Source organism: Streptomyces sp. NBC_00554, from assembly GCF_041431135.1.
In the GTDB taxonomy this organism is placed as follows: domain Bacteria; phylum Actinomycetota; class Actinomycetes; order Streptomycetales; family Streptomycetaceae; genus Streptomyces.
On record NZ_CP107799.1, the window covers coordinates 8,063,582 to 8,076,605 of the forward strand.

At 70.3% G+C, this 13,024-nt stretch carries 14 protein-coding genes; 8 read left to right on the forward strand and 6 right to left on the reverse strand.

Going from position 1 to position 13,024, the window contains the following annotated elements; all coding sequences use genetic code 11:
• The first annotated feature begins 66 nt into the window (after positions 1 to 66).
• Positions 67 to 369, forward strand: a complete 303-nt coding sequence (locus OG266_RS35565; RefSeq protein WP_266466633.1) for a tautomerase family protein — start codon at positions 67 to 69, stop codon at positions 367 to 369.
• 261 nt (positions 370 to 630) lie between these two features.
• Positions 631 to 1,464, forward strand: a complete 834-nt coding sequence (locus OG266_RS35570) for an alpha/beta fold hydrolase (protein WP_266466636.1) — start codon at positions 631 to 633, stop codon at positions 1,462 to 1,464.
• A gap of 62 nt (positions 1,465 to 1,526) precedes the next feature.
• Here OG266_RS35570 and OG266_RS35575 read toward each other — a convergent pair whose 3' ends face one another.
• Positions 1,527 to 4,991, reverse strand: coding sequence for a DNA polymerase III subunit alpha (locus OG266_RS35575; RefSeq protein WP_371550729.1), 3,465 nt, complete (start codon positions 4,989 to 4,991; stop codon positions 1,527 to 1,529).
• Between the two features lie 164 nt (positions 4,992 to 5,155).
• Between OG266_RS35575 and OG266_RS35580 the strand changes: the two genes are divergently transcribed.
• A complete protein-coding gene (locus tag OG266_RS35580) occupies positions 5,156 to 6,298 on the forward strand; it encodes an NADAR family protein (RefSeq protein ID WP_371550731.1) in 1,143 nt (380 codons plus the stop codon).
• Here OG266_RS35580 and OG266_RS35585 read toward each other — a convergent pair.
• A complete protein-coding gene (locus OG266_RS35585) occupies positions 6,276 to 6,650 on the reverse strand; it encodes a cupin domain-containing protein (protein ID WP_371550733.1) in 375 nt (124 codons plus the stop codon). The two genes, OG266_RS35580 and OG266_RS35585, sit on opposite strands and share 23 nt — an antisense overlap.
• Before the next feature lie 101 nt (positions 6,651 to 6,751).
• On the opposite strand from OG266_RS35585, the gene OG266_RS35590 reads away from it, so the two are divergent.
• Positions 6,752 to 7,198 (forward strand): MarR family winged helix-turn-helix transcriptional regulator, encoded by a 447-nt coding sequence (locus tag OG266_RS35590; RefSeq protein ID WP_371550735.1) that lies wholly within the window; start codon positions 6,752 to 6,754, stop codon positions 7,196 to 7,198.
• A gap of 173 nt (positions 7,199 to 7,371) precedes the next feature.
• Entirely contained in the window at positions 7,372 to 8,247 is an 876-nt protein-coding gene (locus OG266_RS35595) for a triacylglycerol lipase (RefSeq protein WP_266466650.1), read from the forward strand.
• Positions 8,248 to 8,313: 66 nt separating this feature from the next.
• Here the strand turns inward: OG266_RS35595 and OG266_RS35600 are convergent, their stop codons facing one another.
• Positions 8,314 to 9,345: a lytic polysaccharide monooxygenase gene (locus OG266_RS35600; protein WP_323178344.1), complete on the reverse strand. Its 1,032-nt coding sequence runs from the start codon at positions 9,343 to 9,345 to the stop codon at positions 8,314 to 8,316.
• Between the two features lie 193 nt (positions 9,346 to 9,538).
• On the opposite strand from OG266_RS35600, the gene OG266_RS35605 reads away from it, so the two are divergent.
• The gene (locus tag OG266_RS35605; protein ID WP_371550737.1) at positions 9,539 to 10,018 is read left to right on the forward strand and encodes a GNAT family N-acetyltransferase; all 480 of its coding nucleotides are present in this window, start codon (positions 9,539 to 9,541) and stop codon (positions 10,016 to 10,018) included.
• Between the two features lie 40 nt (positions 10,019 to 10,058).
• On the opposite strand, the gene OG266_RS35610 is transcribed toward OG266_RS35605, so the two are convergent.
• Positions 10,059 to 10,193, reverse strand: a complete 135-nt coding sequence (locus tag OG266_RS35610) for a hypothetical protein (protein ID WP_266466656.1) — start codon at positions 10,191 to 10,193, stop codon at positions 10,059 to 10,061.
• 137 nt (positions 10,194 to 10,330) lie between these two features.
• Between OG266_RS35610 and OG266_RS35615 the strand changes: the two genes are divergently transcribed.
• Positions 10,331 to 10,954, forward strand: a complete 624-nt coding sequence (locus tag OG266_RS35615; RefSeq protein WP_266466658.1) for a bifunctional 2-polyprenyl-6-hydroxyphenol methylase/3-demethylubiquinol 3-O-methyltransferase UbiG — start codon at positions 10,331 to 10,333, stop codon at positions 10,952 to 10,954.
• A 17-nt stretch (positions 10,955 to 10,971) separates the two neighbouring features.
• Here the strand turns inward: OG266_RS35615 and OG266_RS35620 are convergent, their stop codons facing one another.
• Both OG266_RS35620 and OG266_RS35625 read right to left on the reverse strand, forming a co-directional pair.
• Positions 10,972 to 11,490 carry a DUF402 domain-containing protein gene (locus OG266_RS35620; RefSeq protein ID WP_371550740.1) on the reverse strand — a complete coding sequence of 173 codons (519 nt, stop codon included), beginning with the start codon at positions 11,488 to 11,490 and terminating at the stop codon, positions 10,972 to 10,974.
• The gene (locus OG266_RS35625) at positions 11,471 to 12,400 is read right to left on the reverse strand and encodes a GNAT family N-acetyltransferase (RefSeq protein WP_371550743.1); all 930 of its coding nucleotides are present in this window, start codon (positions 12,398 to 12,400) and stop codon (positions 11,471 to 11,473) included. Before OG266_RS35625 ends, OG266_RS35620 begins: the two co-directional genes overlap by 20 nt.
• A gap of 71 nt (positions 12,401 to 12,471) precedes the next feature.
• On the opposite strand from OG266_RS35625, the gene OG266_RS35630 reads away from it, so the two are divergent.
• Positions 12,472 to 12,840: a GntR family transcriptional regulator gene (locus OG266_RS35630; protein ID WP_266466664.1), complete on the forward strand. Its 369-nt coding sequence runs from the start codon at positions 12,472 to 12,474 to the stop codon at positions 12,838 to 12,840.
• Positions 12,841 to 13,024 lie beyond the last annotated feature (184 nt).

Below are 13,024 nucleotides of genomic sequence, written 5' to 3' on the forward strand. Positions count from 1 at the left end.
CGGGATGACGATTCAGTTGTCCCCGCCACTCGGCGGGACAACGCATCCCGACCCAAGGAGCACCCCATGCCGTTCGTCAACGTCAAGCTGGTCGACGGAGTGTTCACCACCCAGGAGAAGCACGACATGGCCGCCGCACTGACCGAGGTCATGGTCAAGTTCGAGGGATCCGAGGCCTTCCGCGAGATCGTCTGGGTCCTCATCGAGGAACTCCACACCGACGGCTGGCACATCGGCGGCAAGCCCTTCGCCGGCCCCGCCACCCTCCTGGACACCCTCGGCCGCTCCGCCGCCACCTACCAGACCATCGACGGCCACCCCGTCACCCGCCCCGACCTCGCCAAGGCCGCCCCCTACGTGGAGAAGTGACACTTCCCGGGCCAAGGCCCGTACGTCCGTGTACCTCGGCGCCGCGACCGCCGATCCGCCGCCCCCCCCGCGGTGCACCACGCTCCCGCCGGCCTTCGCTGCCGACGGCGTCCCGATCAGTGACGCCGTCGGGGCGCTGGGAGCGGGCGAAGTATCACCTGCCCAGGACCACGAGATCGCCGCCTTCGCGGTCCCTGCGCCCCTCTCGCACCACCGCTCCGTCACATCCAATCCCTCCCCTCCCGCACAGAAAGCAGCGCCATGCCCTACATCACCGTTGCCAAGGAAAACACCACCGACGTCGACCTGTACTACGAGGACCACGGCCAGGGCTCGCCCGTCGTGCTGATCCACGGCTACCCGCTGGACGGCAAGTCCTGGGAGCTGCAGATCCCGGCGCTCCTCGAGGCCGGGCACCGGGTCATCACCTACGACCGCCGCGGCTTCGGCCAGTCGAGCCAGCCCACCACCGGCTACGACTTCGACACCTTCGCCAACGACCTCGACGTACTGCTCGACGTGCTGCGGCTCAAGGACGTCTCCCTGGTCGGCTTCTCCATGGGTACTGGAGAAATCGGCCGCTACATCGGCACCCGCGGCACCGCCAACCTGCGCAAGGTCGCGTTCCTGGCACCCATCGAACCGTTCCTGCTGCAGACCCCCGACAACCCCACCGGCCTTCCCGCCGGCGTGTTCGACGGAATCATCGCGGCCGCGCAGCAGGACCGGTACGCCTGGTTCACCAGCTTCTTCAACGACTTCTACAACCTCGACGTGAACCTGGGCACCCGCATCAGCGAGGAGGCGGTCCGGGGCAGCTGGATCACCGCCACGAAGATGTCGCCGTTCGCGTCGTCCGCCGTCGTGCCCAGCTGGCACACCGACATGCGCGCCGACATCGCCAAGATCGACGTACCGACGCTCATCCTCCAGGGAACCGCCGACCGGATCCTGCCGATCGACGCCACCGGGCGACAGTTCACCAAGGCGGTGCCCGCCGCGCAGTACGTCGAGATCGACGACGCCCCCCACGGGCTGCTGTGGACCCACGCGAACCAGGTCAACACCGCGCTCGTCGACTTCCTCGCTTCCTAGTCATCACGCGGGCGGACGGGAGCCCGGCCACTGCCACCTCCTGCCCGCCCGCGAGACACATGTCAGCCTGCAGAACCCGGGCTCTGGTGCCACAGCTTGCGGCTCTGCTTGACGGACTCGCCGGGCGGCTGCAGATCTGCCCACGGATGCAGCGCGTAACCGGTCTCCAGCTGGAGGCTGCGGTTGCTCGTACCTCTGCTCGGCGGCGGGCCGGTCCTGGTGAGCTGTTCCGTCACCGCCGACAGGCCGCCCTCGCGGCGCAGTTCGGCCAGTTCGGTGAGGTCCCAGGCGGCGGAGCCGGTCACCGACAGCGCCTTGCCGCTGCCTCCGCCGCGGCGCTGCACCACGCCGCGCACGAGCAGTAGCCAGGAGTGGAAGACGGTGTGCGCGCAGGCGTCATGGCTGTCCTCGAAGAACGCGCAGTCCACCAGGCCTGTCGTGTCGTCCAGCGTCGTGAAGATGACCCGCTTGCCGGAACGGACCGGCGGGGTCTGAACGGCCCCTTTCGCGCCGGCGACGAGCACCACCTGTCCGTGCGGCAGGTCTTTCAGCTGCTTCGCGGAGACGGCGCCGAGTTCGTCGAGCAACTCCCGGTAATCGCCCATGAGATGGCGGGAGGTGTCCATGCCGAGCACCCCGAGCTCGGCACCGAGCCGCTCGGCGTCGTCCAGGTCGGGCAGATGGGCAGGGGCGACCGTGCTCTGGGACCCGTCGGCCGCACCCAGAGTCAACTGTCCCTGTGAAGAACGCAGTTGGCCGCGGTGCAGCTCGGCAAGGTGCAGAAGGAGGTCGCGGCGGTTGCGGCCGAAGGCGTCCAACGCGCCTACCTGGGCGAGGCGTTCGGCGACAGGTCGGGACGGCCGGGCCCGGGAGACGAAGTCCTGGAGTGAGCTGTACGGGCGCCCCGCGACGATCCGCTCCGCCTCTCTCTCGCTCATCCCGCGCACGTCGCACAGGGCGAGCCGGATCCCGTGGACGGGCCGATCACCCCATTCATCGGACACCAGTTCGATTCGATAGGCGGCATCCGACGCATTCACATCCAGCGGCAGGATCGGCACGCTCCGCCGCCGGGCATCCGCGAGCAGTAGCCGTTTCGGATACATCCCCGGGTCGTGTGTGAGAAGCCCGGTGTAGAAGGCGGCCGGATGATGGGCCTTCAGCCACGCCGACTGGTACGAGGGCACGGCGAAGGCGACCGCGTGCGCCTTGCAGAAGCCGTACGCCCCGAACGCCTCGACGATCTCCCAGGTCCGCTTGACGACCTCCTCCTCGTATCCGCGCTTGCGCGCCTCCTGCGCGAACCACGCCTGTACCCGTCCGACCTGGTCGGCGTTCGACAGTGCCCGCCGCGTGTAGTCGCCGAAGGCCAGGGTGCAGCCGGTCATGACCGACAGGATCTTGATGATCTGTTCGTGGAAGACCACCACGCCGTGCGTCTCGCGCAGTGCGGGCTCCAGGTCCGGGTGCGGACAGCGGGGCGCCTGCCGCCCGTGCCGGGCCTTGATGAACGGATCGACCATGTTGGCCGCGACCGGCCCCGGCCGGAACAGCGAGATGTCGACGACGAGATCGTGGAAGGTCTCGGGCTGCAACCGGGCGATGAGGTCGCGCTGGCCGGGTGACTCGGTCTGGAAGCAGCCCAGGGTCTGGGAGGACTTGATCAGCTGGAACGTCTTCGCGTCGTCCGGCGGTACCTGGGCGGCGTCGTCCAGGTCGATGCGGTGCCCGGTGGTCCGCTCGATCTCGGCGACGGCGTGCGCCATGGCGGACTGCATGCGTACGCCGAGCACGTCGAGCTTGAGCAGTCCGAGGTCCTCCACGTCCTCCTTGTCGAACTGGGACATCGGGAAGCCCTCGCCGCTGGTCGGCATGACCGGCGTACGGGCGAGGAGTGTGGCGTCGGAGAGCAGCACGCCGCACGGGTGCATGGCGATGCCGCGTGGGAGTGCGTCCAGAGCCTCGACCAGGTCCCACATGTGCGGGCCGTACGCCTCCGGGTCGATGCCGCGCAGCTCCGGCAGCTCCTGCAGGGCGGCTCGGGCGTCGCGGGCCCGGATATGAGGAAACGATTTTGCAAGCCGGTCCACCTCGGCCGGATCCAGGCCGAGGGCAAGGCCGACGTCGCGCACGGCGTGCCGCACCCGGTAGGTCTCCGGCATGGACACGGTGGCCACCCGCTCCGGGCCGAAGCGGTCGATGATCGCCCGGTAGACCTCCAGGCGGCGGGCGGACTCCACATCGATGTCGATGTCGGGCAGTTCCGCGCGCTTGTCGGACAGGAAGCGCTCCATGAGCAGACCGTGTTCGACAGGGTCGGCGGTGGCGATCCCGAGGAGGTGGTTGACCAGGGAACCCGCGCCGGAGCCGCGGGCGGCGACCCGGATACCGAGTTCGCGGGTGTCGGCGACGACCTGGGCGACGGTGAGGAAGTACGAGGCGTATCCCAGCCGTTCGATCAGGCGCAGCTCGTCCTCGAGGCGCTCCCAGCGGTGGCGGTCGCGGTCGTAGTGGTGCAGCAGCATCGCGGCGGCGCACTTCGAACGCAGCACCCGCTCGGGAGTGCGCCGATGGGCACCGACGAGCCCCGGTTCGGGGAAGTGGACGCGGCCGAGTCCCAGATCGTCCTCGGGGTCGACACGGCAGGCCGCGGCGGTCTCCTCGGTGACCTCGAGCAGTCGACGGGCGGTGCTCGCGCGGTATCCGGCGGCCTCGGCCACCTGCTCGGCGATACGAGCCATGTCCGCGGTGGGCTTGAGCCACCGCTCGCCGCAGTCGCGCTCGCCGCGCGGATCGATCGGCACCAGGCGGCGCGCGGAGTCCAGGACGTCCGCGACCGGGCCCTGGCCGGGGTCGGCATAACGCACGGCATTGCTCAGGACGGGCGTGATCCGCTGGTCGACGGCGAAGCCGAGAGCGCGGGCCGCGAGCCGCAGCGAACCGGTGCCGGTGCCGCTGCGGCCATGGCAGACGACCTCGATGCGCAGTGCCGCGTCCTCGTACCGCTCCCGCCAGGGCGCGAGCAGCTGGGCGGCGCGGTCCGGGCGTCCCGCCGCCAGGGCACGGCCGACGTCCGAGGTGGGGCCGAGCAGCACGGTGAGGTGCTCACCACCGAGGGCGTTCCAGGGCAGCAAGGGGCGCTTGCTGCCTGCCGTGTCCGCGTGCGCGGCACTCACCAGCCGGCACAGTTCGGCCCAGCCGCGGGCCCCGTCCCGGGCCAGGAAGACCACGCGCTGCGCCGACTCGTCGACGAAGGCACCGCCGCGGGCCGGCGTGCGTCGCCGCTCCGTGCGTCCGGCCGCTTCGGGAGGCGCCTCCACCGCGAGATCCACTCCGAACAGAGGCCGGACACCGGCCTGGCCTGCGGCCTTGGCGAAGCGGACGGCGCCGCCGAGGGTGTCCCGGTCGGTCAGGGCGACCGCGTCCATCCCCCGCTCGGCGGTCCGCTCCGCAAGCTGCTCGGGGTGCGAGGCGCCGTACCGCAGGGAGAACCCGGAGACGGCATGCAGATGCGTAAAACCGCGCATCCGTACCACCTCGCCACTGACTGCCCCCTGTCTCCGTATCGCCACTCCGGTCCCTCCGGGGTGGTGACACCACAATAGACCAGCATCGAACATGTATGCGATTCGAAGCGGCGCTCGCGCAGCAGGCAGACCGACCGCCGGGCAGTGGGTACTAGCGTTCTCCCATGAGCTGGCGGAGACCGACGTATCGGACAGTGGACGGAGAGCGGATCGACGGGGCCTGGTGCCACGTCTGGCGGCGGAGTGAGTGGAGTGAGGAGTACTTCGTCGAGGATCTGGTCGTCTTCGCGGACGGAGCGGTCCACTGTCGGGAAAGGACCGACCTGGCCGGCCTGGAGAAGCTGCTGGCCTCGGGCCGGATCTCGGCGACCCGGCCCGACGCCCCGGCCCGTCCCGCCGAACCGCCCAAGTCCAAGTGGGCCTCCCGCGACAGTGAACCGCTGACCCCGGACGGCTTCCTCCTCGAAGTCGCCGACCTGATAGAGGAGTTGAGCGGACGGCCGACCGTCGTACGGCGGTGCCACGATGCGATCGAGCGCTACCGGCAGAAGCCGACCGAGCCCCACCGGCTCGCGCTGCGCGACGCCTATCTCGCGGTCCCGCCCCACCTCCGTATCTACGTCCTGGGCGACATGGACCGCCAGGACCGTCCCCTGCGCATCCTGACCACCGCCATCGGCGAGGCCGTCGACGGGGACGGACCCGTGGTGACGCCGGAACTGCGGCAGGAGGCCCTCGACTACTTCCGTCGCGGAGACGAGGGCGTCCGGCGCGAGGAGGAGCAACGAGCCGTCCGGTACGCCGACGACCCGGCCGGGACGGGCCGGCCGGCCGTCGTCTCCCACCAGGTCATCTACCCGCGCGGCTGGCCGGAGGAGCCGGACCTGTTCGTGCTGCGCAACGACTACCCCGTGGAGATCGCCTTCGCGGGGGAGACGTACGCCTCCGTACTGCACGGGTACTGGTCGCTGTCGGCGGCCGACATCACCGACAGCAGGCGCATCCGGGAGGCGCCCTCGGGCCGGGAGGCGCACGACCTGGGTGGCCGGGCCGCGCGGCGGGCCGACTGGCCCGAGGTGCGGCTCGCCGTCATGGCCGGGCTGCTGCGCGCGAAGTTCACCCAGCACCCCGGACTCGCGGAGGTGCTCCTCTCCACGGGGGACGCGAGGCTCAGTTACACGGGCTACTCGGAATCCCCCTACTGGAGAGACGTCCCCGACAACCGCGGACGGAACTGGATGGGCCGGCTGCTGGAGCTGACGCGCTCCGAGCTTGCCTGGCAGGTCAGTTGGCCCACGGCGGAGTGAGGACCGTGCCGTCGGCCAGCTCCGCCTGGAGGCCGATGGACGTGGTGACCCAGGAGGTCGCGGTCTCCTGGGTGGGGTTCTCGACGCCGAACGTCGCGCCGGGGTTGATGATCACCGTGTCGCCCGCGGTGATCCGCTCGGCGCGGCCGTCGAGGGTGATCAGCAGTTCGCCGGAGAGGAGATGGAAGATCTCCTCGCGGTTGACGGTGTGCACGGGGGCCTTGGTCCCGGCGGGGATCTCGCCCCGCCAGGCGCACAGCTCCTTGCTGCCGGTGCGGGGAGTGGCGTACGAGACGAAGCGGGCGCCGTGTATCTCGTGGACGAGGCCTTCGGAGGAGCGGACTACGGGCATGGCGGATCTCCCTCTGCAATGGCTATTTGGTCAAGCTGCTTGACTACTTGGTACATAGTCAAGCAGCTTGACCAAGTCGTCAAGAGTGTTTCAATGCTTCCGTGCAGAACTCCGAGGCCATCGCCCTGTCCGCCGTGCTGCTCGCCGCCGCGGGCGAGCTGACGCAGCGTATCCATGAAGGTGTCGTCGCCCGGGGGTTCGAGGGGGTGCGGCCCGCGCACGGCTTCGCGTTCGCGCGGCTCGCGCCGCACGGGGCGACGGTCACCGACCTCGCGGCGCATCTCGGGGTCACCAAGCAGGCCGCGAGTCAGCTCGTCGACGAGGTGGTGCGCAAGGGGTACGTCGAGCGGCGGCCGCATCCCAGTGACGCGCGCGCCCGGCTGCTCGTGCTGACCGAGCTCGGCTGGGCCTGCACACGTGCGGCGGAGGAAGCGGCGGCGGAGGCCGTCCGGCCCTGGGTCGAACTGCTCGGCGAGGGTGAAGTTCGGGCGTTGCGCGACCGTTTGGCGCGTATTGCGCCCTACGGTCCCATCAAGCCCGCCTGGTGACGGTACGTCAGTGGCTCTATCACAGCCATCGACTACCGCTGGAAGTTTTTACTGACGCGTAACTTCACACTTGGACTACTCACTCGTAACTTGACGAGTGAACAGCATCCTCGTGATCCGGATCACAGGGCGTACGCCGTCGCAACTCCCTTGAGCCGCAAGGAGATCACACGATGCTGCCCTGGAAGCGAATGCTCAGACCGCTGGCCGCGCTCCTCCTGACCGCCACGGTCGTCATCGTCCCCACCGCCTCCGCCACCGCCACCGCAGCCACCGAGGCCGCCGCGCCCACCAGCGGTTGGAACAACTACTCCTGCAAACCGTCCACCGCACACCCCCGCCCCGTCGTCCTCGTCCACGGCACCTTCGCGAACTCCGTCGACAACTGGCTGGGCCTCGCGCCCTACCTGGTGAACCGGGGCTACTGCGTCTACTCCCTCGACTACGGGCAACTGCCCGGAGTCCCGCTCTTCAACGGCCTCGGCCCGATCGACAAGTCGGCCGAGCAGCTCCAGGTCTTCGTCGACAAGGTGCTCGCCGCGACCGGCTCCACAAAGGCCGACCTCGTGGGCCATTCGCAGGGCGGCATGATGCCCCGCTACTACCTCAAGTTCCTCGGCGGAGCCGCCAAGGTGAACGCCCTCGTCGGCATCGCGCCCGACAACCACGGCACCACCCTCAACGGCCTCACCAACCTGCTGGCGTACTTCCCCGGCGCCGAGGACCTGCTCTCCACGGCGACTCCGGCACTCGCCGACCAGATCGCCGGATCCGCGTTCCTGACCAAGCTCAACGCGGGCGGGGACACCGTCGCGGGCGTCCACTACACGGTCATCGCCACCAAGTACGACGAGGTGGTCACGCCGTACCGCTCACAGTTCCTCACCGGATCCGACGTCCACAACGTCCTGTTGCAGGACCTGTGCGCCGTCGACCTCTCCGAGCACGCGGCGATCGGCCTCCTCGACCGCATCGCCTTCCACGAGGTGGTCAACGCGCTCGATCCCTCGCACGCCACCGCCACCACCTGCGCGTCCGTGCTCGGCTGAGCACGCCGCCGGGGTCTGTCCTGCCTGAGCCGCCGGACAGACCCCGGATTGCCGTGCCGGGCGGGCCTAACGGCCGTGGCGTCCGCCGCTCACCGCGCGGCGGCGGACCGAAGCGAAGAGCGTGGCCGCGCCGAGTGCCAGGGCGGCGGCGCCGCCGACCGCGAGGTACGGGGTGGTGCCGTCTCCGCCGGTCTCGGCGAGGTTCTCCGAGGCGCCGGCCGCCTGGGCCTCGACCTGGCCGGCCGGGGTGGCGGTCTCCGCGACCGGGGAGGCCGTGGTGGGTCCCGCGGACGTACTGGCGTCGTTGTCGCCGTGGCCGTTGTGCTCGACGGTCGACTTGTCGGTACCGGCCTCGATCTGCTCCTCGGAGGGTGCCGAGGCGGTCGGGGCGGGGGCCGGGGAAGCAGTGGTCGTCGTGCCGCTGCCGCTGTCACCACTGTCATCGCCGGTGCCGCTGTCGCTCCCGCCGTACGTGATGTCCGAGCAGGAGTAGAAGGCTTCCGGGCTGTCCGAGCGCTGCCAGATCGCGTAGAGCAGTTGCTTGCCGGAGCGCTGCGGGAGGGTGCCGGAGAACGTGTAGAAGCCGCCGGAGGCGGTCGGGTCGGTGGCCGAGGCGACCGGATTCTGGAGGTCCAGATCGTCCCAGGCCAAGGGCTGCGACGGGTCGTAGCCGGCCTTGGTGACATAGACCTTGAAGGTGCCCTTGTGCGGCGCGGTCACCCGGTACTTGAAGGTGTACGAGCCACTGCTCACGCTCGTGGCCGGCCAGTCCTCGCGGGCCAGGTCCAGGCCCTTGAACTCGTCGCTGTTCGCGCTGCACAGCTTGCCGTCCGGGATCAGCGCCTGGTGCTGCCCGTTGGCGTCGCCGATGCGAATGCCGTTCCAGTCGTAGAGCGCCTGCGTGCCGCCTGCCGCGACGACCGCCTTGCAGGCGGCCGACTTGGGGCTCTCCGGACCCTCCGCGTAGCACTGGGAGACCCGGCTGACCGGGTCTCCCATCGTGCCGTGCGCGGCGGCCGGCGCGGCGGCGAGCGCGGTCAGGGCGAGCGGGGCGACACCGGCGACGGCGATCGCGGCGGCCTTACGGCGAGTGGGCAGGGCGGCGGTCATGGGGGAACTCCTCGAAACGTCCCGGATGCATGGGCTGAACCTGTGGGCCGAACCCGTGGGGGCGATCAGCAAGCTAGCCCGAAGAAACCGCGAAATCGCCTGCTGGAGGCGGGAGATGGAGATCCTTATGGCGGCGTTAAGGGAGCGCTGAGACTGCGATCAGGTAGGTAGCGTTCGCGCCATGACAGATGCACCGAGAGAGACAGCCGCCTTGAGTGACCTCGATGTCCGTCGGGCCGTCGCTTCCGACGTACCCGCGGTGAAGGCCGTGACCGACGCGGCCTACCACCACTACATCGAACGCATCGGAGTGGTGCCGCAGCCCATGGAGGCGGACCACGCGGCGAACGTGGCGGCGGGGCGGGTGTTCGTCACGGGAGAGCCCGTGACGGGCCTCGTGGTGATCGAGGCGTACGAGGACCATCTATACCTCGACAGCATCGCCGTCCGTCCCGACGCCCATGGAAAGGGCGTGGGACGACGGCTGCTGGCATTCGTGGACGCACACACGCGAGCCCTCGGACTGCCCGAGGTCAGGCTCTACACGAACGCGATGATGTGGGAGAACCAGAAGATCTACCCGAAGTACGGGTACGAGGTCACGGAGCGGCGCGTGGACGGCCCCTACGACCGCATCCACTACCGCAAGCGGCTCGCCTGACTGTTCCCGGGGTTCTCATGGCCGGGCGGGCAGGCGCCGCTCACCCGTCCGGCCACCACGTGCGGTGGATGTCCTTTCGGACCTCCGGACGCTCTACCGGGCGCTCGTCGGCCTCGTCCCGCACGCGGCGGGAGTCCGACTTCCTCAGGGGCTTCTGCAGGGTTACGCGGCGCATGGCTGCCTCCTTGCGTCTACCTATGTCCGCGGTGACACGGAGGTAGACCCTTTCGGGGAGAGTTCCTCATCGGTCGCGATCTGTCTGTGGTGCCAGTCACGATTCGACTGTCAGTGGTGACTGTCACCCTGGTGCACATGGCGAGTAACAACGAGATGAATCCAGTGATTCCAGGGGCTGACGTCGACTGGGACGTAGAGTCCGTCACCTTCGACGAGGAGCCGGACCACGGGCTGCGCGATCCCGTCGTACGGGAGGCCTGGGCCGCCCGGTTGAGCACGTGGCTGCCGGAGCGGGCCTCCGACGTCCTCGACCTGGGCTGCGGCACCGGCAGCCTGTCACTCCTCGCGTCCGGGTGGGGGCATCACGTCACCGGGGTCGACCTCTCGCCGGGCATGGTCGACCTGGCCCGCGCCAAGCTCGCCGGGCGTGACGCGGTGTTCCTGGTCGGTGACGCTGCGGCACCGCCCGTCGGTGAGCAGCTGTTCGACGTCCTGCTCTGCCGCCATGTGCTGTGGACGCTGCCCGACCCCGGGCGCGTCCTGCGGCACTGGTGCGGACTGCTGCGCCCCGGCGGGCGGCTCGTCCTCGTGGAGGGCGTGTGGGGGACGGTGAGCCCGGTCGGCATATCCGCGGACCGGCTCACCGCGCTTCTGGAGCCCCTCGCGGCGGACGTCCGGGTGGAGCGGCTCTCGGACGACTCGCGGTTGTGGGGGAGGGAGGTCGAGGACGAGCGGTACGCGGTGGTGGCCGGCCTCTGAGTGAACAGGGCCTCCTCCTAAGCGAGCAGGTCCTCGAAGTCACCCTTCCGGGCGAGGAGTTCGAGTTCGTCCAAGGCGTTCTCGGCGGCGGCCGCGGCCGCCGGATCCGTCGTCGCCAGGCCGCTCGCGGCGAACTCGTCCTCGTCCAGGCGGAGTACGGCCGTGCCGTCGGCGGAGCGCCACAGGTCCAGGTCGAGATCCTCGACGACCAGCTCGGCGGCGGCACCGCCGGGGGCGCCGGAGACGACGGCCGGGCGGGTGATGTCGCAGTACCAGCCCTTCAGCACGCCCTCGGCGTCGCGGACCTCCTTCACCGCGTACCAGCGGTCCCGCCAGTAGTACTCGGTGAAGACATCGCCCGCCTCGAAGCGTACGAAGCCGAAGTCGCGGACGCCTTCGCCCGCCCACGGCGCCCGTACGGTGACGCGGGTGCCGTCGTCGGCGAGCAGTTCGGCGGGGTAACGGATCTTCGTACGGCCCGCCTTGACGAGGACGATCTCCAACTGGGGGAGGGATTCAGCCGAGTTCGCGGACATAACGCACCTCCGTGGCGCAGATCTCGTAACCGAACCACCTGTTGATCGCGATCATCGGCCCGTTGCCGGAGTCGTTGCCCGTGAACGCCTCCGTGAAGCCGGCGGCGCGGGCGCGGTGCAGGGAGTCGTTCTTGGCGAGCTTGGCGAGGCCGCGGCCGCGGTGGGCGCGGGCGGTGCCCGTCATCACCGTGCCGTAGCGGGTGCCGCCGTCCGTGCGGGCCGCGCTGAACGCCGCGGGGCGGCCGTCGACGACCGAGACCGAGGTCAGCTCGGGGCTGAAGAGGGGGTGGTTCCAGGTCTCCTGGAGCCAGGCCTCGTAGTCCGTGAACTCCTGGGGGACGTCGCTGGGTTCGTCCGCCATCGTCTCCGCGTCCAGGTCGAACAGGGGGCGCGGATCGGCGGCGTAGTCGGAGCCCTTGCGGAGTTCGACGCCTGGGGGGAGGGCCTGACGGGGTGGCAGGGCACCGTTCGCCAGGTCCAGGCGGAGGAAGTACGCGGAGCGGCTCGCGCGGTAGCCGTGCTTCTCGGCGAAGGCGCGGTTGGCGGGGGAGTCCAGGACCCAGGCGAAGAGCTTCGTGGCACCCATGGCCGTCAGGTGCTCCTCGGCGGCGCGGACCAGGAGCGAGCCCGCGCCCCGGCGGGTGCTGTCCGGAGCGACGTACACGTTGAGATAGCCCTGGTCCGCCTCCGGGCTGTCGTGCACGATGCCGACGTTGGCCGTGCCGATCGCTTCGCCGTCCTGCTCGGCGAGCAAAGGCCGGTAGTGGGCGTCGGGGTGAGCATGCGTGGCGTCGTAAGCGACGGACTCGGGGGTGTGCAGCATGAAGGGGAGGGCGAGGTGGCGGACCCGGGCGAAGCCCTCGGCGTCCCGCCGGTCGTCGGGTCGGACGTCACGAACGATCACTGTCATGAAGACGCACGCTACGCGTGGGCTGTGCAGCGGTGCCTCTCATTTTCCGCCGGGTGCGGGACAATCGGCCCGTGACGCTGAAGATCCACATTGATGAGGGGGCCGCGCCCTACGAGCAGGTGCGCGCCCAGATCTCCGAGCAGGCCCGGTCCGGGGCGCTTCCGGTCGGCTACCGGCTGCCCACCGTGCGGGGGTTGGCCGAGTCGCTCGGCCTCGCCGCGAACACGGTCGCCAAGGCGTACCGGGCGCTGGAGGCGGACGGGGTGATCGAGACGCGGGGGCGCAACGGGACGGTCGTGGCCGCCGCCGGCTCGGCCGCCGAGCGCGAGGCGGCGACGGCGGCGCAGGCCTACGCCGAGCGCGTACGCCGCCTGGGCCTCACGGAGTCCGCCGCGCTGGACGCGGCGCGCGATGCCCTGCGGGCGGCGTACGGGGAGTAGGGGGCGTCTGTGCGCCGGGCGCGCTTGGGAGTAGGGGCGCCTGTACGCCGGGCGCGCTTGGGAGTCGTATACGCGGATGGGGCGCCCAAGGCCCCAATCCGGCCCCCGGCGGTGCCGGATCGGCTGCGCAGGGTCCGGCACCGCCGAAGACCGCCGTCGTGGCCGATCGCCGTCCCGGCGGGGT

Excerpts from the sequence above, each read along its gene's own strand:
- OG266_RS35565 (WP_266466633.1), top strand. The coding sequence starts at position 67 with ATGCCGTTCGTCAACGTCAAGCTGGTCGACGGAGTGTTCACCACCCAG.
- OG266_RS35570 (WP_266466636.1), top strand. The coding sequence starts at position 631 with ATGCCCTACATCACCGTTGCCAAGGAAAACACCACCGACGTCGACCTG.
- OG266_RS35575 (WP_371550729.1), bottom strand. The coding sequence starts at position 4,991 with ATGCGCGGTTTTACGCATCTGCATGCCGTCTCCGGGTTCTCCCTGCGG.
- OG266_RS35580 (WP_371550731.1), top strand. The coding sequence starts at position 5,156 with ATGAGCTGGCGGAGACCGACGTATCGGACAGTGGACGGAGAGCGGATC.
- OG266_RS35585 (WP_371550733.1), bottom strand. The coding sequence starts at position 6,650 with ATGCCCGTAGTCCGCTCCTCCGAAGGCCTCGTCCACGAGATACACGGC.
- OG266_RS35595 (WP_266466650.1), top strand. The coding sequence starts at position 7,372 with ATGCTGCCCTGGAAGCGAATGCTCAGACCGCTGGCCGCGCTCCTCCTG.
- OG266_RS35605 (WP_371550737.1), top strand. The coding sequence starts at position 9,539 with ATGACAGATGCACCGAGAGAGACAGCCGCCTTGAGTGACCTCGATGTC.
- OG266_RS35610 (WP_266466656.1), bottom strand. The coding sequence starts at position 10,193 with ATGCGCCGCGTAACCCTGCAGAAGCCCCTGAGGAAGTCGGACTCCCGC.
- OG266_RS35615 (WP_266466658.1), top strand. The coding sequence starts at position 10,331 with ATGGCGAGTAACAACGAGATGAATCCAGTGATTCCAGGGGCTGACGTC.
- OG266_RS35620 (WP_371550740.1), bottom strand. The coding sequence starts at position 11,490 with ATGTCCGCGAACTCGGCTGAATCCCTCCCCCAGTTGGAGATCGTCCTC.
- OG266_RS35625 (WP_371550743.1), bottom strand. The coding sequence starts at position 12,400 with ATGACAGTGATCGTTCGTGACGTCCGACCCGACGACCGGCGGGACGCC.